29 protein-coding genes and 1 riboswitch are annotated in these 25337 nt (G+C 45.6%); of the genes, 14 read left to right on the top strand and 15 right to left on the bottom strand.

Annotated elements, in window-relative coordinates:
- The first annotated feature begins 29 nt into the window (after window positions 1-29).
- From AC1RRX_RS09465 to AC1RRX_RS09480, 4 genes are all read left to right on the top strand, one after another.
- Entirely contained in the window at window positions 30-1697 is a 1668-nt protein-coding gene (locus tag AC1RRX_RS09465) for an MFS transporter (RefSeq protein ID WP_007408821.1), read from the top strand.
- An 86-nt stretch (window positions 1698-1783) separates the two neighbouring features.
- A complete protein-coding gene (gene mnmL / locus AC1RRX_RS09470; protein ID WP_007408822.1) occupies window positions 1784-2752 on the top strand; it encodes a tRNA modification radical SAM protein MnmL/YtqA in 969 nt (322 codons plus the stop codon).
- A complete protein-coding gene (gene mnmM, locus AC1RRX_RS09475; RefSeq protein WP_007613246.1) occupies window positions 2749-3330 on the top strand; it encodes a tRNA 5-(aminomethyl)-2-thiouridylate-methyltransferase MnmM in 582 nt (193 codons plus the stop codon). Before mnmL ends, mnmM begins: the two co-directional genes overlap by 4 nt.
- Before the next feature lie 122 nt (window positions 3331-3452).
- On the top strand, window positions 3453-3647 hold the full coding sequence (locus AC1RRX_RS09480; protein WP_003152265.1) for a hypothetical protein: 195 nt from the start codon (window positions 3453-3455) through the stop codon (window positions 3645-3647).
- 17 nt (window positions 3648-3664) lie between these two features.
- Here the strand turns inward: AC1RRX_RS09480 and AC1RRX_RS09485 are convergent, their stop codons facing one another.
- The 3 genes from AC1RRX_RS09485 to AC1RRX_RS09495 all read right to left on the bottom strand — a co-directional run bounded on the left by AC1RRX_RS09485 (window position 3665) and on the right by AC1RRX_RS09495 (window position 6464).
- Window positions 3665-4474: a glycerophosphodiester phosphodiesterase family protein gene (locus tag AC1RRX_RS09485; RefSeq protein ID WP_007408824.1), complete on the bottom strand. Its 810-nt coding sequence runs from the start codon at window positions 4472-4474 to the stop codon at window positions 3665-3667.
- A 110-nt stretch (window positions 4475-4584) separates the two neighbouring features.
- Window positions 4585-5664 (bottom strand): tetraprenyl-beta-curcumene synthase family protein, encoded by a 1080-nt coding sequence (locus tag AC1RRX_RS09490; RefSeq protein WP_025285155.1) that lies wholly within the window; start codon window positions 5662-5664, stop codon window positions 4585-4587.
- A gap of 20 nt (window positions 5665-5684) precedes the next feature.
- Window positions 5685-6464 (bottom strand): alpha/beta hydrolase, encoded by a 780-nt coding sequence (locus tag AC1RRX_RS09495; RefSeq protein WP_003152261.1) that lies wholly within the window; start codon window positions 6462-6464, stop codon window positions 5685-5687.
- Window positions 6465-6510: 46 nt separating this feature from the next.
- On the opposite strand from AC1RRX_RS09495, the gene AC1RRX_RS09500 reads away from it, so the two are divergent.
- Window positions 6511-7026, top strand: coding sequence for a gamma carbonic anhydrase (locus tag AC1RRX_RS09500; protein ID WP_029326247.1), 516 nt, complete (start codon window positions 6511-6513; stop codon window positions 7024-7026).
- 176 nt (window positions 7027-7202) lie between these two features.
- Here AC1RRX_RS09500 and alaP read toward each other — a convergent pair whose 3' ends face one another.
- From alaP to metK, 3 genes are all read right to left on the bottom strand, one after another.
- Window positions 7203-8606 carry an alanine permease AlaP gene (gene alaP, locus AC1RRX_RS09505; protein ID WP_047936056.1) on the bottom strand — a complete coding sequence of 468 codons (1404 nt, stop codon included), beginning with the start codon at window positions 8604-8606 and terminating at the stop codon, window positions 7203-7205.
- Between the two features lie 202 nt (window positions 8607-8808).
- On the bottom strand, window positions 8809-10707 hold the full coding sequence (gene asnB / locus AC1RRX_RS09510) for an asparagine synthase (glutamine-hydrolyzing) (protein ID WP_003152255.1): 1899 nt from the start codon (window positions 10705-10707) through the stop codon (window positions 8809-8811).
- A 143-nt stretch (window positions 10708-10850) separates the two neighbouring features.
- Complete coding sequence (metK, locus tag AC1RRX_RS09515) at window positions 10851-12053, bottom strand: methionine adenosyltransferase (protein ID WP_003152253.1); 1203 nt, start codon at window positions 12051-12053, stop codon at window positions 10851-10853.
- A gap of 169 nt (window positions 12054-12222) precedes the next feature.
- Window positions 12223-12362, bottom strand: a riboswitch (SAM riboswitch).
- Window positions 12363-12559: 197 nt separating this feature from the next.
- On the opposite strand from metK, the gene pckA reads away from it, so the two are divergent.
- Complete coding sequence (pckA, locus tag AC1RRX_RS09520) at window positions 12560-14143, top strand: phosphoenolpyruvate carboxykinase (ATP) (RefSeq protein ID WP_007408828.1); 1584 nt, start codon at window positions 12560-12562, stop codon at window positions 14141-14143.
- Window positions 14144-14185: 42 nt separating this feature from the next.
- Here pckA and AC1RRX_RS09525 read toward each other — a convergent pair whose 3' ends face one another.
- Together AC1RRX_RS09525 and AC1RRX_RS09530 are read right to left on the bottom strand one after the other, a co-directional pair.
- Window positions 14186-14428, bottom strand: coding sequence for a DUF2584 domain-containing protein (locus AC1RRX_RS09525; protein ID WP_003152249.1), 243 nt, complete (start codon window positions 14426-14428; stop codon window positions 14186-14188).
- A gap of 57 nt (window positions 14429-14485) precedes the next feature.
- A complete protein-coding gene (locus tag AC1RRX_RS09530; RefSeq protein ID WP_032868309.1) occupies window positions 14486-15259 on the bottom strand; it encodes an alpha/beta hydrolase family protein in 774 nt (257 codons plus the stop codon).
- A gap of 138 nt (window positions 15260-15397) precedes the next feature.
- On the opposite strand from AC1RRX_RS09530, the gene AC1RRX_RS09535 reads away from it, so the two are divergent.
- The 3 genes from AC1RRX_RS09535 to AC1RRX_RS09545 are packed head-to-tail and all read left to right on the top strand — an operon-like array spanning window position 15398 to window position 17983.
- Window positions 15398-16402 (top strand): ABC transporter substrate-binding protein, encoded by a 1005-nt coding sequence (locus AC1RRX_RS09535; protein ID WP_032871656.1) that lies wholly within the window; start codon window positions 15398-15400, stop codon window positions 16400-16402.
- Between the two features lie 11 nt (window positions 16403-16413).
- Window positions 16414-17196, top strand: coding sequence for an ABC transporter ATP-binding protein (locus AC1RRX_RS09540; protein WP_003152246.1), 783 nt, complete (start codon window positions 16414-16416; stop codon window positions 17194-17196).
- Complete coding sequence (locus tag AC1RRX_RS09545; protein ID WP_144464242.1) at window positions 17171-17983, top strand: ABC transporter permease; 813 nt, start codon at window positions 17171-17173, stop codon at window positions 17981-17983. The genes AC1RRX_RS09540 and AC1RRX_RS09545 overlap by 26 nt, the downstream gene beginning before the upstream one ends.
- A gap of 34 nt (window positions 17984-18017) precedes the next feature.
- On the opposite strand, the gene ytkD is transcribed toward AC1RRX_RS09545, so the two are convergent.
- The 3 genes from ytkD to AC1RRX_RS09560 form a co-directional block, all read right to left on the bottom strand.
- Window positions 18018-18497: an RNA deprotection pyrophosphohydrolase gene (ytkD, locus tag AC1RRX_RS09550; RefSeq protein ID WP_007408833.1), complete on the bottom strand. Its 480-nt coding sequence runs from the start codon at window positions 18495-18497 to the stop codon at window positions 18018-18020.
- A 132-nt stretch (window positions 18498-18629) separates the two neighbouring features.
- A complete protein-coding gene (locus tag AC1RRX_RS09555) occupies window positions 18630-19034 on the bottom strand; it encodes a phage holin family protein (protein WP_007408834.1) in 405 nt (134 codons plus the stop codon).
- A 151-nt stretch (window positions 19035-19185) separates the two neighbouring features.
- On the bottom strand, window positions 19186-19623 hold the full coding sequence (locus AC1RRX_RS09560) for a Dps family protein (RefSeq protein ID WP_007408835.1): 438 nt from the start codon (window positions 19621-19623) through the stop codon (window positions 19186-19188).
- Between the two features lie 124 nt (window positions 19624-19747).
- Here AC1RRX_RS09560 and ytzI point away from each other — a divergent pair, with 124 nt between their 5' ends.
- Window positions 19748-19897 carry a YtzI protein gene (gene ytzI / locus AC1RRX_RS09565; RefSeq protein WP_007408836.1) on the top strand — a complete coding sequence of 50 codons (150 nt, stop codon included), beginning with the start codon at window positions 19748-19750 and terminating at the stop codon, window positions 19895-19897.
- Here ytzI and AC1RRX_RS09570 read toward each other — a convergent pair.
- Both AC1RRX_RS09570 and AC1RRX_RS09575 read right to left on the bottom strand, forming a co-directional pair.
- On the bottom strand, window positions 19894-20337 hold the full coding sequence (locus AC1RRX_RS09570; protein WP_045208569.1) for a FixH family protein: 444 nt from the start codon (window positions 20335-20337) through the stop codon (window positions 19894-19896). The genes ytzI and AC1RRX_RS09570 overlap by 4 nt on opposite strands.
- A gap of 114 nt (window positions 20338-20451) precedes the next feature.
- The gene (locus AC1RRX_RS09575; RefSeq protein ID WP_003152237.1) at window positions 20452-20925 is read right to left on the bottom strand and encodes an S-ribosylhomocysteine lyase; all 474 of its coding nucleotides are present in this window, start codon (window positions 20923-20925) and stop codon (window positions 20452-20454) included.
- 124 nt (window positions 20926-21049) lie between these two features.
- On the opposite strand from AC1RRX_RS09575, the gene yidD reads away from it, so the two are divergent.
- On the top strand, window positions 21050-21277 hold the full coding sequence (gene yidD, locus AC1RRX_RS09580) for a membrane protein insertion efficiency factor YidD (RefSeq protein ID WP_007613292.1): 228 nt from the start codon (window positions 21050-21052) through the stop codon (window positions 21275-21277).
- Here yidD and AC1RRX_RS09585 read toward each other — a convergent pair.
- Both AC1RRX_RS09585 and AC1RRX_RS09590 read right to left on the bottom strand, forming a co-directional pair.
- On the bottom strand, window positions 21274-21843 hold the full coding sequence (locus AC1RRX_RS09585; protein ID WP_003152233.1) for a beta-class carbonic anhydrase: 570 nt from the start codon (window positions 21841-21843) through the stop codon (window positions 21274-21276). The genes yidD and AC1RRX_RS09585 overlap by 4 nt on opposite strands.
- Window positions 21844-21960: 117 nt before the next feature.
- Window positions 21961-22209, bottom strand: a complete 249-nt coding sequence (locus AC1RRX_RS09590) for a type B 50S ribosomal protein L31 (protein ID WP_007613295.1) — start codon at window positions 22207-22209, stop codon at window positions 21961-21963.
- A 197-nt stretch (window positions 22210-22406) separates the two neighbouring features.
- On the opposite strand from AC1RRX_RS09590, the gene AC1RRX_RS09595 reads away from it, so the two are divergent.
- The 3 genes from AC1RRX_RS09595 to AC1RRX_RS09605 are packed head-to-tail and all read left to right on the top strand — an operon-like array spanning window position 22407 to window position 25017.
- The gene (locus tag AC1RRX_RS09595) at window positions 22407-23738 is read left to right on the top strand and encodes a cytochrome ubiquinol oxidase subunit I (protein ID WP_003152226.1); all 1332 of its coding nucleotides are present in this window, start codon (window positions 22407-22409) and stop codon (window positions 23736-23738) included.
- A 22-nt stretch (window positions 23739-23760) separates the two neighbouring features.
- Window positions 23761-24801 carry a cytochrome d ubiquinol oxidase subunit II gene (locus tag AC1RRX_RS09600; protein WP_007408841.1) on the top strand — a complete coding sequence of 347 codons (1041 nt, stop codon included), beginning with the start codon at window positions 23761-23763 and terminating at the stop codon, window positions 24799-24801.
- Window positions 24802-24858: 57 nt separating this feature from the next.
- Window positions 24859-25017, top strand: a complete 159-nt coding sequence (locus tag AC1RRX_RS09605; protein WP_007408842.1) for a DUF1540 domain-containing protein — start codon at window positions 24859-24861, stop codon at window positions 25015-25017.
- Window positions 25018-25337 lie beyond the last annotated feature (320 nt).

Here is a 25337-nt window from a genome sequence, read left to right on the forward strand (position 1 = left end):
TAGATTAATATCTAATGGGGGTTGTAGTATTGAATTTTCAAAAATTAATTATGCTATCTGCATTATTATTAGGTACATTCATTTCAGTAATGGACACCACTATAGTAAATATCGCCTTACCTAAGATGCTGGATTATTTTTCGAGTAACCTTTCTCAAGTAGCATGGGTGGCTACAGGTTATACTTTAGCTTTTGCGGTTTTATTAGTAGGTGCATCAAAGCTGGCAGACCATTTTGGAAGAAAAAAAGCTTTTATGTTTGGATTAGCACTTTTTATTTTGACATCAGTTATTGCATGTTTGAGCACTTCAATTGAAATGCTTGTCACAATTAGAGTGATTCAGGGATTATCTGCTGCTTTCATTGTACCTGTTACAATGCCTATAGCTTTAGCTATCGTACCTCAAAATAAAAAAGGAATGATCATTGGAATCTGGGGTGCTTTCTCAGGATTAGCAGCTACATTAGGACCTGTACTTGGAGGATTATTAACTGAAAATTTTAATTGGCAAGCTATCTTCTTCATAAATATTCCTTTAGGTCTGATTTCTCTTTTTTTAGCAGCATTTTTTATTACTGAGAGTTATGATGAAACAGTGAGTAAAAAAATTGATTACATGGGGATTCTTATTTTATCCGGAGCTCTCTTCTGTTTAACCTTTGGTTTTGCAAAAGTATCTGACTTAGGCTGGTCATCACCATTAATTATCTCTCTTTTTGTAATCTCTGTATTATTATTCTGTTTGTTTTTCTTTATTGAATCTAAAATTAAAAACCCGATGATTCCCTTATCCATGCTGAAGATACGTACGTTTAGTTTCAGTTCTTTCACCCTCTTTATGCAGGGCCTTGGATTAACAAGCGGTACCCTTATTATTACTTTACTCCTCACTAATTTAATGGGAAAAACTGAATTAGAAGCGGGGTTAATTGTTTCTACATTAGCTCTATCATCTATGTTTACCTCTGTACTTTCTGGAAAGCTATCTGATAAACTCGGGGGCATTTGGCTTTCGGGTCTAGGTATGCTCGGTTTAACAATCACAACATATTTATATGGATACATACGATACGACAGTTCTATAACGTCAGTAATTATTCTGTTATGTTTGACCGGCTTAGCTTTAGGGCTTGTAATAGGACCAGCAATGAGTTCAGGGATACGGCTTATTCCTCCTGAGAAAGTAGGAATTGCCTCAGGTATTCTTAATATGATGCGGACAGTTGGACAAGCGCTAGGAATTGCCATACTTACATCTGTGCTTACAATGAATATAAATGATCACACAGCTACTGCGAAAAAAGAAGCCATTAAAATTGTGGAAAGCAATCAGGTTTTTGATAAAAATGCAAAGAACGAGATAATAACTCACTTAAAGCATTCAGACAGTAAAGGTTTCGATCGAAGCAAAAGTATTGCTGAATTAAACAAAAAAGAGGAAGAAATTCTCTCTATAACCCCGGATCCGTATAAAGAAAAAGTACAAAAAAGCTTCAATATTCAAAAGAAGGAAGTTATGGCTATCCAGAAAAAAATTTCAAATTTATATAATGAAAAAATAAGTGACAGTTTTAATAATACATTCAAAGTAGGCAGTGTAATTCTTATTTTAGGAATTATTTTTGCATTGTTCAGTGATATTTCTCCAAAACGTTTAAAACAACAACAGAAAAACCAGGTAGATATTACGTCCTGACCGTTCCATAATTGTTTCATTGTTCCGCTCCATCATTCATGCTACAATTTTAGGATGCATCTGATGTGAGGGAGGCTTTTTAAACATTGAACGAGAATAACCCTTTTCCTTATTCAAATACGGAAAAACGGTACCATACATTAAATTATCATCTGCGGGAGCATTTCGGGCATAAAGTGTTTAAAGTCGCGCTTGACGGCGGTTTTGACTGCCCGAATCGGGACGGCACGGTTGCACACGGAGGCTGCACATTCTGCAGCGCGGCGGGCTCCGGCGATTTTGCCGGCAATCGGGCCGATGACTTACTCACGCAATTTCACGATATCAAAAACCGCATGCACGAAAAGTGGAAAGACGGCAAATATATCGCATATTTCCAAGCGTTCACGAATACGCATGCTCCGGTAGAGGAGCTGCGAGAAAAATTCGAATCCGTCCTCAAGCTTGACGGCGTTGTCGGCATGTCGATCGCGACCCGTCCGGACTGCCTTCCGGACGATGTCGTGGAATATTTGGCCGAACTGAATGAGCGAACCTATTTGTGGGTTGAACTCGGACTGCAGACCGTGCATGAGCGGACCGCCCTTCTGATCAACCGCGCCCATGATTTTGACTGCTATGTTGAGGGTGTCAATAAACTGAGAAAACACGGCATCCGCGTTTGTTCCCATATCATTAACGGGCTTCCGCTTGAAAACAGGGACATGATGATGGAGACGGCCAAAGCCGTCGCTGATTTGGATGTCCAAGGCATTAAAATTCACCTGCTTCACTTATTAAAAGGCACACCGATGGTGAAGCAATATGAAAAAGGAAAGCTGGAGTTCCTTTCTCAAGAAGAATATGTAAGTCTTGTATGTGATCAGCTCGAAATCATTCCCCCGGAAATGATCGTTCACCGCATTACGGGAGACGGGCCGATCGAATTAATGGTCGGACCGATGTGGAGCGTCAATAAGTGGGAAGTACTGGGCGCCATTCAAAAAGAGCTGGAAACACGGGGAAGCTATCAAGGAAAGCTCTTCAGAAAGATCGGGGAGGAGACCGCCCTATGACCTTGATGCACATCCTCCCTTTCAGTAAAGAATTGCTGAAGTCCGCCGCACAGGAAGGTGATATCACGGTTGACGCGACGATGGGCAACGGACATGATACATATTTCCTGGCCGGCCTTGTCGGTGAGACAGGACATGTCCATGCCTTTGATATTCAAGCGGACGCACTCGCTAAAACGAAGGAGCGGCTCGGTGCCGACTTCGGCCCGCGCGTCACGCTTCACCATAAGAGCCATGATCAAATAAAGGCATCGCTGCCTGAGGATGCGCACGGTCGTGTGGCTTGCGCCGTGTTTAATCTCGGTTATCTGCCCGGCGGCGATAAAAGCATTACGACAAACGGCCACTCAACCATTTCCGCGATCGAACAGCTCCTTGAACTGCTGAAGGAGAACGGGCTGATCGTTCTCGTTGTGTACCACGGGCATCCTGAAGGCAAGACGGAAAAAAGTGCATTACTGGAGTACTGCAGCAATCTTGATCAGGAAAAAGCGCGCGTGCTGAGCTACGGCTTTCTCAACCAGCGAAACGACCCGCCGTTTATTATAGCGATTGAAAAGAAATCTGCCGGCAAATAAAGAATCGGCCTGTCATAAGCGGGCCGATTCTTTTTGTGTTTACTTTTCCTGAAAAGTCAATTACTATGAAACAATGGAAAAAAGTTCATCTTTTAAGTGTAACATCTGGGAGGAGCGGCAGTTTGAATATTCTTCGCATCATATTTTCAAGTGTTCCCTATGTGATGTTCGTCATCATTTTATCAAGACATTTAGGATTTGAGTTCGCAAAAACCTATTACTGGTGGTTTGCTGCATTTTTTGTCATCGGGCTGATCGGCAAATTCGCAATGCACCTTGCGGCAAAAAAGAAACCGTTAAAAAAAGAGACAGCGTAAAATGCGCATGTCTCTTTTTATTTACTGTTTTGCAGCACGCCGCGTGTATAAGCGGGATTGTTCGTAAAGACACCATCTGCTTTTTGTTTCAGCATAATAGGCGTCAGCGTATGCTCGTCTTCCTTATCAAAAAACACGTGCACTTTCATCTTATTGTGATGAATACGCTTCACGACTGCTTCATTTGCCAATTTGGCGTTGAGCCCGACTGTATCAGCATACGTTCTGATGGTTTGCAGCTGCTTATCATTTATCTCCTCAGCCTCGTTATCTTTTAATAATCGGACAAGAGGAACTTTTTTATCCATAGATCGAACTTTCTTTAAGCTCTTCCCGCTAAAAGACTCAATGACTGCTTTATGGCTGGAAATCAGCTTATGTTTTTGTAATATGTCAATCAGTTTCTTTTCCATCACCAGGCTGCCGTTGCTTTCTCTTGTCTCAATATAGTAATTGGCAGTTTGTCCGAATTTCTGTATGATTTCTTCTAATGTTAAAATCTTTTCTCCTTTTCCCGCATTCAGTTTCTTAATCTGAGCCAAAGACAGATCATCTGTCATCCCTTTACCATCTGTTGTCCGATCTACCGTTTTATCGTGAATTGCAATCAGATGGCCGTCCTTTGTCTCCCGTAAGTCTATCTCAATATAATCTGCTTTGTCTTTAATGGCACGCGCATAAGACAAAGCTGTATGTTCCGGCTCAATCGCAGAAGAGCCCCTGTGCGCTATCAAGACAGGATGATAGCCGGCGGAAGCATGGATGACAGAGCAGCCTCCGGAAATGGAAAGTAATGCTATGACCGCTAAATACTTTAATTTTTTCATAAAATTAAAGTATCATATTCTGCAGGCGCAAACAATGTTTCATTTCATACTTCACGTCATAAATAAAAAACTGCGCCGTCATGATTTACACGAGAGGCGCAGTTCACCCATTACGAACTTTTCGTCCAAGCCATCTTCTGAAATTTGCGGTAGGCTCTTCCGTTGATATAAAAGAAAAATGACGTTTTTCCGCTAGCCCTGATCAGCTTTCGCGCGAGGCGGCCCATTTCTTTTTGGCCGGCGACTTTGTCATCGGATAAATAGACGCCGAGCAGCCCTCTGTTGATCAGCCGGTGAAAATTTTCATGCGGAATGCCTTGCAAATGTTCATCCGCTTTTTCAATAAAATGCTGCAGTCTCTGCATCATTTCTTCATGAGACTGATAATACGTACAGAAATTCAGATCGCCTTCAAGCAGATCCTCTTCCTGGTCAATTAAATAATCAAGCAGTATATGCAGCCCTTGTATGTACGGAAAATAACTGCTGCGGATTTTCTCAGCGGTATGTTCGTTAAAATCAGGCTGGAATGAGTAAGCAACGAGACAGAAAATGCCTAACGTCGATCCGGCGCAGGCCGAGAACTCAAACCACTCCATTTCCGGAAGCTGTGACCGGTACTGCTCAAACCAGCCTTTAAGCCTCGGAACGCGTTCATGCTCAACGACATGCTTATGAACCTGAAGATCGCAATAATAATCACACAACTCAAGCAAATAAGGTTTAATGATACCGTAATGTTCTATTGACCCGAGCACCCGCTGGCATGTTCTGACCAGCTCATGAAGATAACCGCCGTCATCCCGCTCGTCTCTGTACTGATAGTACGGCCGCACCTCGGCACCGACCGTCAGCGCGTCACGCATGGAGAGATGAAGCATGCGGAAGTCCTCGGGATCAAGCGAGGTGCTGCGGTCGCACAGATTGTCCAGATAATCACTGATTGTCTGATACGCGATGATAAATTGCACGCATTTTTGTTTCTGTTCTCCCGAAAGCAGGGCTAAAATGCCGCCGCCTTCACAATGAAACGACTTATCGCGGATACTTGCGGCCGCCTGCTGCCGCAGTTCGGTATTTTTAATGGAATCTGATTTTTCCCGCCACATGTTCAATTCCTGATGAACGAGCGGAAAAATTTCCCGATACACTTTTGCCATAAGGTTAAAAGGATGTTCCGGTACTGTCAACATATGCACCCCCAGCGAATTCAAATATACTGATCTGTAAAGGCTTTTGCCGCCTTAAACACAGTTTCTCTTTCCGGTTCATTAAAAATTTCATGATAAAGCCCTTCCCATTCCCGGTACGATTTATTATGGGAAGCCACACCGGAAAACCATTTGCGGACCTTCATTTTATCGACGATTTTGTCATCACCGCCCTGCATAAGCAAAAGCGGCACCTTTAAAAACGCATCAGTCGGCACCATAGCGGCATCAATGGTTTTTAAAAGCTCTCTGTACCATCTTACGGATACCTTCGTGACATATAAAGAATCGTTTTGATCCGCTTCAATCATATCCGCATTCCTCGTTGCCATATCAGGTGATAAACCGGAATCCACTCTGAGGGACGGAGCGAGGACGTTCAGTCCTTTAGACGCAAAATCAAGGACTTTATTGACTTTTATTTGCAGACCCAGACAAGGTGATGATAAAATGAGTGCCGTAATGCGGGGATTTCTCTGCTGCTTAAACCATTCTATCGCAATCAGTCCGCCCATGCTGTGGCCCAAAAGGAAAACGGGCGCTTCAAGCGTTCTCGCTTTATCAATCCATATATCTACTTCATCAATGTATTCTTGGAAAGAGCGAATATGCCCTCTGGCGCGGGTCGACGTTCCCTGACCGGGCAAATCGCCCATCACCACGTTATATCCGGAAGATCTCCACATTTCAACGAGCCATTTATAACGTCCGTGGTATTCGCTTGCCCCGTGGATAATGACAATGGTACCGACGGGCCTGTCTGCTTTCCAAGTCCACATGCAGTTCACCTCTTACATAAATTTAGAGAAAGAAGGATGAGACATGATAATCTACCCTTATAAACAATTTACGCCTGACATACATCCTGAAGCGTTCATTGCGGATAACGCCGTCATTACGGGCGACGTCGTGATCGGAGAACAATCAAGCATTTGGTTCTCAGCCGTCATCCGGGGGGATGTCGCGCCGACAAGGATCGGAAAAAGAGTCAGCATACAAGACTTGAGCTGTCTGCATCAAAGTCCGAACCGCCCGCTTCTTATTGAAGATGACGTCACGATCGGCCATCAGGTTACACTGCACAGCGCAATCATCAGAAAGAATGCTTTAATCGGTATGGGCTCCGTCATTCTTGACGGGGCGGAAATCGGAGAAGGCGCATTTATCGGCGCCGGAAGTCTCGTTCCTCCGGGCAAAACCATTCCTCCCGGCTGTCTTGCGTTCGGCCGGCCCGCAAAGGTTATCCGCCGGCTGACAGAAGAAGACATACGGGACATGGAAAGAATCAGAACGGAATATGTTGAAAAAGGCCGATACTATAAAACACTGCAAGAGAAATAAAAATAGATCAGCTTTGTTTTACTACTGTACCATTTTTCAAAATATTATTTAAGTAAAAACCATTTGCATTCTCCCGATTGTCAGGAAACAGAAGCAAAATGTTCAGGAATTTGTTTTATTCTTCCCCCGCCGGCCCGATCCTATGAAAAAAAGAGCCCATGTCCCGGGCTCTTTTTTTACGCTTTTTCGGCGAATGTCTGTCCGTTTTCCAGACCTATGTCTTTTCTTTTATGGAAACCTTTCCCGTAATAAGCGGCTAATAATATGCCGAACCAGACAGGACCGATAATGACGGCCACCCGGGTCTCTGCATCAAAAGCCATCAGCACAACGACAAAAGCGAGAAATGCCAATGAGATATATGAGGAAAAGGGATATAAAGGCATTTTATATTTCAGTTTTTTCCGTTGTTCCGGCTGTAAGCTTTTACGGTATTTCATTTGGGAAAGCAAAATAATCGACCATGTCCAAATCGCCCCGAACGTCGCAATGCTCGTCACCCACGTAAACACTTTTGCCGGCACCACGTAGTTCAGCAAAACGCCGATGCATAACGCGCCCGCTGAAACCAATACCGCTTTTCCCGGCACACCGCCTTTTGTGACCGTACCGTATGCTTTAGGCGCTTCATTTTGTTCCGCCAGATTGAACAGCATGCGCCCCGTGCTGAAGATCCCGCTGTTGCAGGAAGAAAGAGCCGCCGTCAATACGACAAAATTAATGATTCCGGCTGCAGCGGGTATTCCGATTTTTTCAAATGTCAAAACAAACGGGCTTCCGCCTGAACCGATTTCCTGCCACGGATAAATTGACATAATGACAAACAAAGCTCCGACGTAAAAAATGAGAATGCGCCAAAAAACAGTATCTATGGCCCGCGCCAGTGATTTTTCCGGATTTTTGACCTCACCGGCTGTGACACCAATCAGCTCAATCCCGAGATAGGCAAACATGACCATTTGAAGCGACAGCAGCACCCCTTTAATCCCATTCGGGAAAAAGCCGCCGTGGCTCCATAAATTGCTGATTCCGAGCGCAACGCCTCCGTTTCCGAGGCCGAATCCGATCATCACCAGACCGATCGCGATCATTGACAGAATCGCCAAGACTTTAATGAGCGCAAACCAGAATTCAAGCTCACCGTACGCTTTGACCGCCAGAAAGTTGACAGCCGTCATAATGACGAGTGCACAAAGCGCCCAGATCCATGACGGCACGTCAGGGAACCAGTAGCCCATATAAATGCCGACCGCGGTGATTTCCGCCATGCAGGTAACAACCCATAAAAACCAATAATTCCAGCCTGTTAAAAACCCGGCAAGCGGACCGAGATAATCTCTGGCATACCGGCTGAATGAGCCGGCTACAGGCTTTTGAATCGCCATTTCCCCTAATGCCCGCATAATAAAAAACATAATCAGCCCGCTGCAGGCGTAAGCGGCTAAAATCCCCGGTCCGGCAAGCTTTATGGCAGAAGCCGACCCGAGAAACAGCCCGACTCCTATCGCGGCGCCCAACGACATAAGCGAGATATGCCGCTCTTCCAAGCCGCGGTGAAGCGTTTTTTCTTTGTTTTGCATAACTCTCCCTCCCCCTGATTTTGACAAAGAAACACAAACCGAGACGAAATAGCCAGAAAACACTTTCCGGAATCTACCCGATTAGTCCTATTATAACCTTTTTCTGAATATTGCGTAATACTTTGTCGAAAACAGAGCGGAATAGACGGTTTACAAAAAACAATAGAAAAAAGGCTTTCGATAACATCGAAAGCCTTTTGGATTAAACAAAAATGACTTCTTTCGGCTGATGATTCAGCTCTTCCGGCACCAGTCTTTTTTCAACATTGATGCTGTGCCAGATCATGAAGATCAGCACGGTCCAGATTTTGCGGCTGTTGTCCGCTCTGTCGGCACAATGATCTTCCAGAAGCTGAAGGACATAATCCTTTTCAATATAAGCATCTGTTTCACTTTCACGAATGATGTTGCGAACCCATTCGTTCATTTCATTTTTCAGCCAGTGGCGGATCGGCACAGGGAAGCCGAGTTTTTTGCGGTTAAGCACATGATCAGGCACTACCCCTTCAGCAGCTTTGCGCAGAAGGTATTTCGTCGTGCCGTTTTTCGTTTTCAGTTCATCCGGAATTTTAGAAGCCACGTCAAACACGACTTTATCAAGGAACGGCACGCGCAGTTCCAATGAGTTGGCCATCGTCATTTTGTCAGCCTTTAACAGGATGTCGCCGCGCATCCACGTATGGATGTCAACATACTGCATTTTATTAATGTCGCTGTATGAACGGCTTTCCGTAAAGTACGGCTTCGTGACATCACGGTATGAAAGCTCTGGATTGTAATGTTTGAGCAGCTGTTTTTTCACGGGCTCTTCAAAAATCTTCGCATTACCGATATAACGCTCCTCAAGCGGTGTGCAGCCGCGGACTAAGAGGCTTTTCCCTCTCATTCCTTCAGGCATGACGGACGCCACATGAAGAAGCATTTTTTTCAGACCGGACGGAATGCGTTCAAACGGTTTAAGCGAAAGCGGTTCGCGGTAAATATTGTACCCGCCGAACAGCTCGTCCGCGCCTTCCCCGGATAACGCGACCGTTACATGTTTTTTCGCTTCTTTCGCGACAAAGTACAAAGGAATCGCCGCCGGATCTGCAAGCGGGTCATCAAAGTGCCAGACGATTTTCGGAAGCTCGTTCATATACTCCTCAGGAGAAATGACTTTGCTGATGTTTTCAATTCCGAGCGCGGCAGCCGTTTCCTTCGCTACGTCAACCTCACTGAAGCCCTGCTGCTCAAAACCGACGGAAAATGTTTTAAGGCTCGGGTGAAATTCTTTCGCAACTGAGACGATAAAAGAAGAGTCAATACCGCCGGATAGAAACGAACCGACAGGCACGTCACTTCTCATGTGGACTTTGACAGAGTCAAAGATTGCGTCTCTGACTTCTTTCACCAATTTATCTTCATCAGACTGAACAGGCTTGAAGTTCGCTTTGAAATATGTTTTAAACGCGATGTCGCCTTCCGGACGGATCGTAAACTGGCTGCCCGGCTCGACTTTTTTCACTTCAGCGTCAAGCGTGCTCGGTTCAGGAACGAATTGGAAAGACATATATTGCTGTAAAGAAGCTGTATCAAGATCAATGCCGTTTTGAGCGGCCATTAAACTTTTTCTTTCAGATGCAAAATATACTTTGTCCCCGATGGTTGTGTAATACAGCGGTTTAATGCCGAACGGGTCTCTCGCGCCGTACATGACGCGGTCAGCTTTGTTCCAGATTAAAAACGCAAACATTCCGCGAAGCTTTGAAGCAGCTTCTTCTTTATAATGACGGTATGTCGCAAGGAGCACTTCGGTATCGGAATCTGTATTGAAAGTGTAGCCTTTCGCTTCAAGCTCTTCTCTCAATTCAATGTAGTTATAGATTTCGCCGTTAAAAATGATCCAATATTTTTCGTCTTCATATGATAAAGGCTGTCCGCCGTTTTCTACGTCAATAATACTGAGCCGTCTGAAGCCGAATCCGACGTGCTCGTCATGATAATACCCATCGCTGTCAGGACCGCGGTGAACGATCATTTGGTTCATTTGTTTGATTAGCTCTTCTTGATCTGCGGTTTGAGTTAATGGATGCTTATTAAAAACACCGACAAATCCACACATAGTATAGCCTCCATAAGTGTAATTTTCTAATTGGACCCCCTTTTTATAGACGCTTTGTTACGCCATTGGTTTCACGCTATGTAAAAAATAAGCATGGCAGCATCTACAAAAAGGGAAAGCCGCTTAAGTAAGCGGCTATAAAATTATTCTCCTAGTGCTTCTTTGCGAAGCGCATCCGCCTTGTCAGTACGCTCCCAAGGAAGATCCACATCATGACGTCCGAAGTGGCCGTAAGCAGCTGTCTGCTTATAGATCGGGCGGCGCAAATCAAGCATTTTAATAATGCCGGCAGGTCTCAGGTCGAAGTTATTCCGTACGACTTCGATCAGTTTTTCTTCAGAAGCTTTTCCTGTATCAAATGTATTGATGGAAATAGAAACAGGCTGTGCCACGCCGATTGCGTATGCAAGCTGCACTTCACAAGAATCAGCAAGACCTGCTGCCACGATGTTTTTCGCTACGTATCTCGCAGCGTATGCCGCAGAACGGTCTACCTTCGTCGCATCCTTACCGGAGAATGCGCCGCCGCCGTGGCGTGCATATCCGCCGTATGTGTCAACGATGATTTTACGGCCGGTCAGACCCGCATCACCTTGAGGTCCGCCGATTACGAAACGTCCCGTAGGATTGATGAAGTATTTTGTCTCTTCATCGATCAGTTCCTCAGGCACGACAGGATTAATGACATGCTCTTTCAGATTGCGCTGAATCTGCTCAAGCGTAATTTCCGGGTGGTGCTGAGTTGAAATGACGATCGCGTCGATGCGGACCGGCTTGTTGTTTTCATCATATTCAACGGTAACTTGCGTTTTGCCGTCAGGGCGAAGGTACGGAAGAATGTCTTCTTTGCGGACTTCGCTCAAACGGCGGGCTAATTTATGCGCCAAAGAGATCGGAAGCGGCATAAGCTCTTTCGTTTCGTTACACGCATAACCGAACATCAGGCCTTGGTCTCCCGCTCCGATTGCTTCGATTTCAGCATCGCTCATTGTGCCTTCACGCGCTTCAAGAGCCTGATCGACACCCATTGCGATATCCGCAGACTGTTCATCAATTGATGTTAAAACAGCGCAAGTCTCCGCATCAAATCCATATTTGGCGCGTGTGTAGCCGATTTCTTTAATCGTTTCACGGACTGTTTTCGGAATGTCAACGTATGTTGATGTAGTAATCTCTCCGCTTACCAGCACAAGTCCTGTCGTTACAGATGTTTCGCAGGCCACGCGCGCGTTCGGGTCATTTTTTAAAATCTCATCTAAGATACTGTCAGAAATTTGGTCACAGATTTTGTCCGGATGACCCTCAGTAACAGATTCAGATGTAAATAGTCGACGGTTTTTACTCATTCACTTTTCCTCCTGAAAAAAGATCTTTTGCAAGACCTTTTCATATGATACGGAACTCGCTCCCTCTTAATACAATGTCATACTATATCAGAGAATGTTAATTGGCATATTTTATGAAATAAAAAAACCTTTTCCACTCGAGGAAAGGGTTTGGTCTGTGTGCCTTTCACTCTTATCGCTCAAGGAAAATATTAAACCTTGCATCAGGTTAGCACCTTGGTTTCCCACAGTGTTTTCACCTGCTTTTTTACAGAGAAACCGGTTGCTGGGCTTCATCGGGCCTGTCCCTCCGCCAGCTCGGGATAAGAGTATCCGCTCAATGAAATATCTTATCGTAAAAGGGCGGAAAGTGTCAATATGAATTAAAGCGATTACGCGCCTTTATTTCGGGAAGCAATGGAAAAACACAAACAAAAAACCGCAAATAGTATAGACTATTTTCAGATATATGTTATACTAATTCCACATTCAGCGAAATACAAATAAACCGGCAAAGGAAGGTTTTTATGAAATTAGTTGATTTAACCGCAGATCTTCAAGCATTACTTGCAAGTCCGAATGTGCATCATAATTTATCGGCTCCAAAACTTACCGAAAAAGTGATCAGCCGAAATGAAGGAACGCTGACATCAACGGGCGCCGTACGCGCCACCACCGGCGCATATACAGGCCGGTCACCTAAAGATAAATTTATCGTCCGTGAACAAAGCACAGAAAATCAAATTGATTGGGGCGCGGTGAATCAGCCCATTTCTGAAGAGGCGTTTGAAAAGCTGTACGCCAAAGTCGTCAGCTACTTAAAACAGCGGGATGAACTGTTTGTGTTTGAAGGATTCGCGGGAGCGGATGAAAAATACAGACTCCCGATTACGGTCGTAAATGAATTTGCGTGGCACAATTTATTCGCGCGCCAGCTGTTTATCAGACCGGAGACGGATGAAAGAGACACGCAAGCGCAGCCTTTCACCATTCTCTCAGCTCCGCATTTTAAAGCAGATCCGGAGACGGACGGCACGCATTCGGAAACATTTATCATTGTCTCTTTCGAAAAGCGCGTCATTTTAATCGGCGGCACCGAATACGCCGGAGAAATGAAAAAATCAATATTCTCCATTATGAACTTCCTGCTTCCGCAGCAGGATATACTGCCGATGCACTGCTCAGCCAATGTCGGTGAAAAAGGCGATGTCGCCCTGTTTTTCGGCCTTTCCGGCACAGGGAAAACGACGCTTTCAGCCGATGCGGACCGCAAACTGATCGGCGATGACGAGCACGGCTGGTCAGATTCCGGCGTTTTCAACATTGAAGGCGGATGTTACGCTAAATGTATCAATCTGAGCGAGGAAAAAGAACCGCAGATTTTTCGTGCGATCCGCTTCGGGTCTGTTCTTGAGAATGTCGTGCTTGATGAAAAAACGGGTGAAGCGGATTACGACAATTCCTTCTACACGGAAAACACAAGAGCCGCATATCCGATTGAGATGATCGGCAATATCGTGCAGCCGAGCATTGCCGGCCATCCGCAGGCGATCGTCTTTTTAACGGCGGACGCATTCGGCGTGCTTCCTCCGATCAGCAAACTGACGAAGGAACAGGCGATGTATCACTTCTTAAGCGGGTACACCAGTAAACTCGCGGGAACCGAGCGCGGCGTGACATCTCCGCAAACGACTTTCTCGACGTGCTTCGGTTCACCGTTCCTTCCGCTTCCGGCGCATGTATATGCCGAAATGCTCGGGCATAAAATCGACGAACACGGCGTTCAAGTCTTCCTGGTCAACACAGGCTGGACCGGCGGAGGGTACGGAGTCGGAGAACGGATGAAACTTTCGTATACAAGAGCGATGGTCAAGGCCGCTATTGAAGGCAGACTGAACCAGACTGACATGACGGCAGACAGCATTTTCGGCCTGCGCAGTCCCGTTCATGTTCCGGGCGTTCCGGATGAAGTTCTTCAGCCTGAAAACACATGGAGCGATAAACAAGCATACAACGAAAAAGCGCTGTTTTTGGCCAATGAGTTTAAAGAAAACTTTAAAAAGTTTTCCCATGCGGACTCGATTGCCAAAGCCGGCGGACCTCTCGTGTAATCAAAAAAGCCAAGGGCGTTTATGCCCTCGGCTTTTGTTTTTTCAGTTTGTCGAATGGAGCGACGTGAGTCTGTATGTAATGCTTGTCCGGCCGTTCGCCCATTCGAGCTTTTGGACCTCGCCGGTGCCGGATTTCTCGCCGGTTTTCGTTTTGCGCACGTCCATCGGAATATCAAGAGGATAGACGCGGTAGCCCTCTTTCTCCAATAAAAAGATATTTTCCTCTATCCGTTTTTCATTGCCTTTTGTCACAATCATGGTATTAAATTCAACAGGCATTCCCAAAATGAAAATCCCCTTTCATTCTCTTATTCTTTATTATCATATCATAAATCAGGCATCTTACCGTGTCTTCATCCATTCCGCCAGCCGCCGGACAATGCGTCTGTTTTCCTGCGGCGGAAAATAATGCGTAAAACCGCTGTAATACCAAGTTTCCACCGGTTTCCCCGCCTCTTTCAGCTTGTCCTCGATCATTCGGGCGTGTTCGATCGAAACATTCTCATCATTCTCTCCATGGATGAGCAGCACAGGGGCCTGAATGCGGTCTGCTTTTTCAAACGGCGAACGCCATCTGTATTCATCCGGCACCTTTTTCGGCGTGCCTCCGATCACCCGCTTCATCATCCGCCGCATATCCTTCCGCTCTTCATAAGTAAGCACCATATCGCTCACACCGCCCCATGATACGAGCGAAGCCGCTTGATGCCCCATTTCAATCGCGGTCAAAAGCCCCATGATTCCGCCCCGGGAAAATCCGAAAATATGCACCCGCCCTTCTCTGACGTTCGGATGCTCCCGAAGCAGGCGGAAAGCGGAAAACGCGTCCTCTCTGTCCTCTCCCGCAAAATCTTCATTTCCCTCGCCGCCCTGGTTGCCTCTGTAATAGGGCGCAAACACGACAAAGCCTTGGGAAGCGAATTGAACGATTCTTCCGGGGCGTACCATGCCGACATTTTTCATGCCGCCGCGCAAATATAAAAAACCGTCATATGTTCCCGGCGCCGCAGGCTCGGCAAGAAGCCCCTTTACCTTCAGCCCTTCTGACTCATAGCATACCTCAAAGAGGCGGATATGCGGACTCGGAGACGGGAACCTTTTCTTTTCTGCCAGCAAAACAATGGCCTCCTTATATCATCAGTTTTTTTATTCTTTCCCAACCTGAATATGGGCACTCACACATTTTTTATACCCATCATACGATATGTAAAGCAGAAAAGGTTATTTTAACGCTTAAAACAAGGAGGTTACACCGTGAACAAATGGCTCAAAACGGGCTGCGTTTTTGTCATATGCGCCTTTTTCCTGCTCATTCTTCCGGCTTGCAGACAGGAAGAAAGTCTGACAAAGGTAAAGGTGGCGGAAGTCACACACTCCATCTTCTATACGCCTCTGTATGTCGCTGAAGCAAAAGGTTTCTTTAAAAAAGAAGGGCTCCAAGTGTCACTTCAAACAACATGGGGCGGAGACAAAACAATGACATCGCTTTTGTCAAACGGGTCTGATATCGCGCTGGTCGGTTCTGAAACATCCATTTACGTGGAGGCGCAGGGAGCAAAAGATCCGGTCATCAACTTCGCGCAGCTGACGCAGACGGACGGCACATTTCTCGTGTCACGGAAGGATGAGAAATCATTCAAATGGAGCGATTTAAAAGGAAAAACATTTCTCGGCCAGCGAAAAGGCGGCATGCCCCAAATGGCCGGTGAGTACGTCCTGAAAAAGAATCACATAGAGCCGAAAAAAGACATTAACCTCGTTCAAAACATTGATTTCGCCAATATTTCCAACGCATTCGCATCCGGAACGGGTGATTATGTGCAGCTGTTTGAACCGACGGCATCCCAATTTGAAAAAGAAGGCATCGGCCATATCGTCGCATCCTTCGGAGAAGCTTCCGGCCAAATGCCATACACAACCTTTATGGCAAAAGAAAGTTATTTGAAAACCAATGAAAAGACGGCGGAAAAATTCACCCGCGCCATCTATCGCGCCCAGCAATGGGTGGAAAGCCATCCGGCCAAAGACATCGCAAAAACGATTCAGAAGGAATTTGCCGATACCGATCCGGCCATTATCGAAACATCAATAGAGCGATATAAAAAACAAAAGTCATTCTCTGCAGACCCAGTTCTGCAAAAGGATGAATGGGAACAGCTTCAATCTATTATGGATGAGGCCGGAGAGCTTCCGAAACACATTCCGTACAGCAAACTCGTCAACACAAAAATCGCCAAAAAAGTCACCTCAGAACAATAGGAGGAACATGAATGTCTTTTTTACATGTGGATCATGTAACACATACTTATTTCTCGCTGAAAGAAAAGACAACCGCCGTGAAAGATATACATTTTCAGATTGAAAAAGGGGATTTCATCTCCTTTCTCGGACCGAGCGGATGCGGAAAAACAACACTCCTGTCCATTCTGGCCGGTCTTATCACCCCTGCGCAAGGCCGGGTGCTGATTGAAGGAAGCGTGCCGAACCATAAAGAACACCAAATCGGTTATATGCTTCAGCAGGATTATTTATTTCCTTGGAAATCAATTGAGGAAAACGTGCTGCTCGGTTTACACATTTCAAAAACATTAACAGAAGAAAAAAGAGCTGAAGTTCTCAGCCTTCTGCCTAAGCTCGGATTAATCGGCGTTGAAAAGAAATACCCGAAAGAGCTGTCAGGCGGGATGCGGCAGCGGGCGGCACTTGCCAGAACTCTTGCACCGGACCCGGGACTGCTGCTCCTTGATGAACCGTTTTCCGCGCTGGACTTTCAAACGAAGCTTTCTTTGGAAAACCTTGTCTTCAGAACATTAAAGGATTTTCAAAAAACCGCCGTGCTCGTCACCCACGATATCGGTGAAGCCATCGCCATGAGCGATACGATCTATTTATTTTCGAATCAGCCGGGCACCATCCACCAAATATTCACCGTGCCTAAGGAGCTCGCGGCTTTAGATCCGTTTGACGCGCGTCAGGATCCGGCCTTTCAGCCGCTGTTTCAAACCATATGGAAGGAGCTGAATTCCCTTGAAAAACAGCAGCGGCACGATTGAACAGCTTCATCAGCAGTTTAAGAAAAGACACCAAAAAGAAAAGCTCCGGATCCGTGCGTATCAGGCCGCCATTTTCATCGTATTTTTTGCCGGCTGGGAAATATCGAGCAGGGCGGGCTGGATCGATCCGTTAATCTTCAGCTCACCCTCCGCCGTTTGCAGGCTTTTAGTTGAAAAGATTGCGGACGGATCCCTTGCGGCGCACATCGGCGTAACCTTAGGAGAAACCGTTCTCGGCTTTTTGCTCGGCACGCTCCTCGGCACATGCCTCGCCGCTTTGTTATGGTGGTCAAACAGGCTCGCCCGGGTTTTAGACCCGTACCTCGTCATTTTAAACGCGATGCCGAAGGTCGCACTCGGACCGATTCTCATCGTGGCACTCGGACCGAATTTCACAAGCATTGTCGCCATGGGAGCAGTCATCAGTGTCATTATCACGACAATCGTCGTCTTTACGGCTTTTCAGGAAGTGGATGAAAACTATATTAAGGTGATGAAAACCTTCGGAGCGAAAAGAAGCATCATGTTTAAAGAAGTCATTCTGCCGGCATGCGCCCCCGCGATTATTTCCGCGCTTAAAGTGAACGTCGGTTTATCCTGGGTCGGTGTCATCGTCGGCGAGTTTCTCGTTTCCGAAAAAGGTCTGGGCTACATGATCATTTACGGATTCCAGGTCTTCAATTTCACTCTTGTGTTCCTAAGCCTTCTGATCATCGCGATTTTTGCGACATTGATGTATCAGGGAGTCGAACTGTTAGAAAGAAAATGGACGAATGGAAAAATTTAAAAAAGACCCGTGCGTAAACGCCGGGTCTTCGTTTTTATGATTGAAATACGCCGTCCTCTTTCAGCTTTTTCAGACTGATCGGAAGCACCGAATCTTTCATAATGAAACTGAATTTTTTATTTCGCGGGAGATTCTCCGGCAGTTCGCTGAACAGCACCGGCCCCTTTGTTTCAAAATAGTCAGCCTGTTGTTCAAGCTTTTCAATATCGGCAAAATAAATATTCTTCACGATTACCTTTTCCCTGCCGAGAACTTTATACTGTCCGACGTACTTCAGATGTCTTACCGCGGCGCCGGTTTCTTCTTTCACCTCGCGCAGGGCCGCTTCCTCCGCACATTCCATCGGCTCCACTTTTCCGCCCGGAAATTCAAACCCCCGGTCTTCGTGCTCAGTCAAAAGCCACTTATCTCCATATCGGCATATGACCCATACGTGCTTCGGGCTGTCTGAAAAAGGCTGGTGTTCAAAGGAGAGCTGAACAGTGTTCTGATAATAGTCTTTAAACTCGTACATGTTTATCCCTCTAATCCGTTCCTTCATATCTTCCATACATCATACCACAGTTGCGTTTGTTCGGAAGCCCTTTATCAAAAATTCAGAGGAAAACCATCATACCCGCTAGTATAGCCTCCTTTGAAGCAAATGTTACGGTTTGCGCTTGAATTTATTTTTCAAAGTATCCAATAGGTCGACGAGCACCTGCGGAACCGGTATGCCCAGCGAGCTTGCCGTAATCACGATCTGAACCGATTCGTATAAGATATAAAACATGATAGCCAAATTACGGATGGCGCCTTCGGTATGAAGCAGCTGGTCAAAAAAATGGCAAACTGAGACTAATGCCAGGGTCACGATTTTTTTGACCAGCCGCGCAAAAAGCTTTCTTGCGCTCAGCTGCTGCAAAAGAGATTCTTTTAAGCTTGTACTGATAAACTCAATCGCCATGACCGATAGCAAAATCAGAAACGAATACTGAAAACCTCCGAAGAAAAACCCCGCTGCCGACACGATCACTGCAAAAAACGAAAAGATGCCAAAGTCTTTGCCCACTTGATCCAACATCCTTTCACAGAAACGGCCTTACATTATTCTATGAAAAGTGAATGGAACGGACTGGATTTTTCAGAAAAATGGACAACACCTCTCTTCGGCAGCCAAATAAAAGACCGAGTGCTTTATAGCCCCGGTCTTCCCTTGTTGATTATCCCAAATACGCTTTCAGCATCCAGTTATGTTTTTCGATATTCTGGTGAATGGCAAGCAGCATATCACCGGTCGTTTCGTCTCCTACCTCATCTGCGAGATCCATGCCGCTTTTCAGCTCTTCCGCAATGACAGTGAAATCATCATAAATGTTCTGTACCATTTGTTCTGCGCTCTCATTGCCTTCCGCTTCTTTTACAGACGCTGTCTTCAATGATTCCGTCATTGTGCCGATCGGCTTGCCGTTTAATGCCAGCAGACGTTCTGCCAGATCATCAATATATGTAGCCGTTTCGTTATACAGCTCCTCGAACTTTTCATGCAATGTGAAAAAGTCCTTCCCTTTGACGTACCAATGATAATTATGTAATTTCACATACATGACCGTCCAGTTTGCAACTTGCTTATTGACTGCATCCAATAGTTTTTCTGACATGCCTATCTTCCTCCTTTGGTTTACTATTGATATACCCTATATATCGTGTGTTAAAACATAAATTTTTAGCCCTTGATTTTACGGATGGAAAATATGTTATGATTTGTTAAAAAGGAGGGATTTCATGCTGCTTCTTCTGAGCTTCGGCTTTCTTATCGTGCTCGCCGTGCTGCTTTTATCCATCTGGTCGACTGTAAGAGCTTATAATGTAAAACATACGATTGACCCGCCGGAGGACGCATCAAAAGGCTTGACGGATAAAAAAAATCCTTAATGATGATGCGTCTGTTCCTCATGGCCGGAGGAATCATCGGCAGCCTTAGCATCCCCGACACGCACTTTTACAGTCGGCATATTATGCTGCTGTTTTGCCGTTACGTGGGATTGAACGGTATACACACCCTCTTCATCAAATTCAGTCCGCAGGTGATACGCCCCTTTTTCCTCCTTGGCCTTGCTTGTTTTGCTGCTGCCTTTTTTTCCTTCTTTCCATACTTCAAACATGACTTCATCCGCATCCGTGACACGCTTGCCGCCGTAAAAAACCTCCGCCTTGTATTCCGCTTTTTCATGCGGTGCTGCCGTTTCCGGTCCTGTAAGCTTGACCTCAAGCGCTTTAGGCTCTTCATCCGCGGAGGTTTTGTCCGAATTGCCCCCGCAGGAAGATAATAGAAATACCATACCGCACATACCTGCCAATACAGCCCGTTTCATCCCATCACTCCTTCATGTTTGCTTCTATTTTAGCAAACGCTTACACATAAGGTGTGACATTTTTTAGAAATATGTAAAAAAGCCTTTTTGCATGTCAGCAAAAAGGCCTGTTTTTTATCCGAACACTTTCAGCAAATCTTCTTTATCTTGTGACAGCCAGAAACGCATCAGACGTTTCGCGCCTTCTAAATCATGAAGTTTCGCCTGGCCGCACTGTTTTTCGTTGGCCGCCGGAATCTCCGTAATATCGATGGCTTCTTTCAGCGTAGCGTCAAGCAGGTCTACAATTTCTTCCGCTGTCGGCTCGCCGCTGACAACAAGATAATAGCCTGTCTGGCAGCCCATCGGTGAGATATCTATGATGTCGAAGTGATCGTATTTCTCAGAATGTGTGCGAATCGTAAACGCAAGCAAGTGCTCAAGCGTATGAATCGTATCCGGCTTCATCGCCTGTTTGTTCGGCTGGCAGAAGCGAATGTCAAACTTATTCACGACGCCGTCTGTTCCGACTTTATGCACTCCGCAATGTCTTACATACGGAGCCACAACCGCATTATGGTCAAGCTCAAAACTTTCTACTGAAGGCATAATGGCACTCCCTTTTTTTCAGAATATGCATCCATTATAACACAGTTTTCCGATAAGAATTGTGGCGGAAGCTTTTCAATCTGAAATTTTTTTTCTATACTAGCATCAGAAAGGTGGTATTTTGATGAAAACCATAATGATTGCTTTAATCCGCGGATACCAGAAGTTCATCTCTCCGCTGACGCCGCCGTCATGCCGCTTTTATCCGACGTGTTCGCAGTACGGAATCGAAGCCGTCAAGACTCACGGCGCATTAAAAGGCGGATGGCTGACACTGAAGCGGATTTTAAAGTGCCACCCTTTTCATCCGGGCGGTGTTGATCCCGTACCGGACAAAAAAGAAAAACATTAGTCCATATGCTGGTAGCCGTCGATCACCAGATCAAGTTTACCGGTTTCAGGATCAATCACCAGACCGTGCACCGGCACATTGTCAGGGAATAGCGGATGGTGTTTAATGACGTTTACGCTGTCTGTAACACTCGCTTCTACTGAATCAAAGCTTTTCAGCCATTGATCAAGATCAACTCCTGAGTGCTTCAGCATGTCAATCCGCTCTTTCGGAATACCCCGGTCGATAATTTTATCGAGCATATCCTCGCTGTTGATTTTGCTCATGCCGCAATCATGGTGGCCGATAACGCAGACTTCATCGGCGTTTAATTCGTATACGGCCACTAAAAGGCTGCGCATGATACTTCCGAACGGGTGGGCGACAAGCGCGCCGGCACTTTTAATAATTTTCACATCGCCGTTTCGCATGTTCATCGCATGCGGAAGCAATTCTACAAGACGTGTGTCCATACAGGACAAAATCGCCATCTTTTTATCCGGGAATTTAGATGTTTGGTATTTTTCATAATCTTTGTTTTTAGTGAACTGCTCATTAAATTGCATGATATCGTTTAGAAGACTCATCTTGGTGTTTCCTTTCTGCTTTTTTATTCACAATATAACATAAGACGGGTCATTTCGTCACTCCCCGCACGGATGACAAAGTGCTCAATAAATAAGACAAGTCCCATTGGGCTTGTCTTATTTCCCCATATTGTATTTTTTGTTGAACTGTTCGACTCTCCCGCCTTTTTCGTTGAATTTTTGGCGGCCTGTATAAAATGGATGCGTATCTGAGCTGACCTCTACTTTAATCAGCGGGTATGTCTTTCCGTCTTCCCACTCTGCCGTTTCCTCTGATTTTTTCGTAGAATGGCTTAAAAAGCGGTAGCCGCTGTTCACATCTTGAAAAATCACTTGATGGTTATCCGGATGAATATCTTTTTTCATACTGATCTCCCTTTATCAAATCGTAATAATTACGTTTTATTTTAAACCTTAAATAACCGCTTGTCAATCATATATGCCCTGATCCCTTGATTTCTAAACCCTGCACATATATGGAATCGGAAGAATAATCTAATCGCTTCAGCAAATAATATAACCACATTACATAAAACGGTAATTTAGAAAGGCGGTTTATGATCGTGGATGATTTAGTATTAGCCAGAAGTCTGTTCGGGACAACCATGGGCTTTCATATTATTTTTGCGACGCTTGGTGTCGGCTTGCCTCTGATGATTTTAATGGCTGAATTGATTTATCAAAAAACAAAAGATCCGCATTATGCCATTATGGCGAAAAGGTGGACGAAGGCGCAGGCTGTTCTGCTCGGCGTGGCGATACCGACCGGAACGATCGCGGGTACACAGCTTGCCCTTTTGTGGCCCGGATTTATGGAGGTCATCGGCAGGGTGATGTCACTCCCGTTTCAGATTGAAATTTATGCTTTCTTTATCGAAGCGCTGTTTATGTCCATTTATGTCTACGCCGCTGACCGGCTGACTCCGGCGATGCGCATCATTGCCGTTATTTTCGTTTTGATCGGCGCCGCGGCATCTGCCGTCTTAATCACAAATGTTCACGCATTTGAAGGAACGCCGGCCGGCTTTAAAATTTTAAACGGCAAAATCACTGACGTCGAACCTTGGGCAGCGTTTTTTAATCCAAGCTTTTTCACCACCGCGGGCCATGTCGTACTGACGGCTTTCATGACCGGTGCATTTATCGTTGCGTCAGTTGCGGCTTATAAAATGCTGAGAACGAGAAAACAGGAGCAGGTATACCGCTTTCACCGAAAAGCGCTGCTGCTCGCCTTAACGATCGGAGGGATATTCTCCATTATTGCCTCTTTAAACGGTCACGAGTCAGCCCAGCTTCTTTACGAATACCAGCCTGAGAAGCTTGCGGGCGCAGAAGGGCTGTTTGAAACTAGATCACACGCTCCGCTTGCGATCGGGGGTTTTACTGATGCAAAAGAAGAAAAAGTAAAATGGGCGATAGAAGTGCCGTGGGCTTTAAGCTTTTTGGCTGCAAACAGCTTTGATACCGTCGTCAAAGGATTGAACGCGTTTCCGAAAGACGAGTGGCCGCCTTTATTCATCCATACACTGTTTAACGGAATGGTCGGCATCGGAATGCTGCTCATTTTGTACTCAATCATCGGCATCGTGTGGAGAAAAATTTTAAAGAAAGACAGCTTTCCGACTTGGCTTTTGATTTTATTTTTAACCGCAGGACCGCTCAGTCTGATCGGAATTGAATTCGGGTGGATATTCGCTTGTACGGGGCGGCAGCCATGGGTGATTTACCATCTCTTGAAAACGTCTGATGTCGTCACGACAACCGGTTCAATCGGTTTGCTGTTCATCCTGTTTACGGTCGTTTACGCCATTTTGGCAGCCGCAGTCATTTATGTGCTGCTTTATTATTTCCGCAAACATCCCGTTGAGGAGGATGTAAAAGCGGCGGAATCCTAACTATAGAAAGGGCTGAATTAAAATGGACATTACCATGGATGCTCTCATTGCGATATCAATCGTATGGGGCTTCGTGTTTATCTACGCGGTCATGGCAACGATGGACTTCGGAGCCGGCTTTTGGTCGATGATTTATTTAAATAAAGAACAAACAAAGGCGACAAACATCGCCAACCGTTATTTGTCCCCGACATGGGAAGTGACCAACGTCTTTATCGTCGCAATCGTTGTCGCCCTATTCAGCTTCTTTCCAGGGGCAACCTTCGTGCTGGGAACCGTTTTATTGATCCCGGGGAGTATTATTTTGCTGCTTTTAGCCATCCGCAGCGGCTTTCTCGTTTTCTCCAATACGGCGAAGGAAAGAAAAATCATGAGATATATCTCCGGAATTTCGGGCTTCATTATTCCCGCTGTGCTGATTTTGGTCCTTCCGGTCACACACGGAGGGTTTATTGAGAAGACGGGCGGAGTGTATCAACTGAATTTGGCAAATGTCTTTACAAGCCTTAATGCGTATGCGTTTATCGGCTTTGCCATTTTAAGCACTTTATTTTTATCTTCACTGCTTCTGGCCGATTTTTCAAATGTTGCGGAAGAGGAGCATGCGTACCGCATCTACAGACGGAGCTCTTTACTAACAGGGCCGCTGTCGCTTCTTTTCGCCTTCTTCATTATGCTGACATTACGCTCTGAAGCCGGCTGGCTGTATACGGGGATGATGAAAGACAAGACATGGCTCATTCTGTCTGTCATCACATTTATCATTGCCGGCGTGGCTCTGTTTTTGCCGAATAAGCGCTTCGGCCGCAACCTCGGCAAACCGAGAATCGCCATGATCGCCATTGCGCTTCAATACTTTCTGGCAAGCTATGCATACGGACGGGCGCATCTTCCTTATATGATTTATCCGGATATTACGGTCATGTCAGGATTTACGGAGCCGGCAACCTTCAGGGCGCTGTTTATGACGTATATCGTCGCTTTCATCATTTTGTTTCCCGGGTTTTATTTCTTCTGGAAGCTCTTTATGAAAGACAGACGTTATATCCGCCAGGAGGAATAACAAAAATCAGGGCGGCTCATACTAATGGCGTACCTTTTATCTTGGAGGGGAGCCAGCATGGACCAAAAAATTCTGTGTGAAGTCAATAACTGTTCATATTGGGGCAGAGGAAACAAATGCACGGCCGACGCGATTTATGTGGTCAGCCATACAGGCGAAACCGCTGAAAAAAGTGAAGAAACGGATTGCAAAACCTTTAAACCGCATGATTTATAAAAGAAAAGAGCTGTTTTATACAGCTCTTTTTCATTTCCGCGCCGCAAGCCTTTTTGAAATCAGCCCCTGAGCCGGAGAAAACCGCGCGGATGAGAAGCATGACAAAAAGGCGGTTCGTCGGCAAATATAGGCGGCAGACGGTACGATCAGTATCGCATTCATGACAAGCACAGAATTTTTTATCAAGATGTACATGTTTGCCCCAGCCAGAAAGCAACACCTGCGATGTAAAGCCGACACTGTTTGAAGAATAAAAAAATCATCGCATTCGCCCATTAAAAAAACCGGCTGATACAGCCGGTTCAAACGGGGGAAGGGGT

The organism is Bacillus sp. GW821-FHT11D08, from assembly GCF_058808515.1.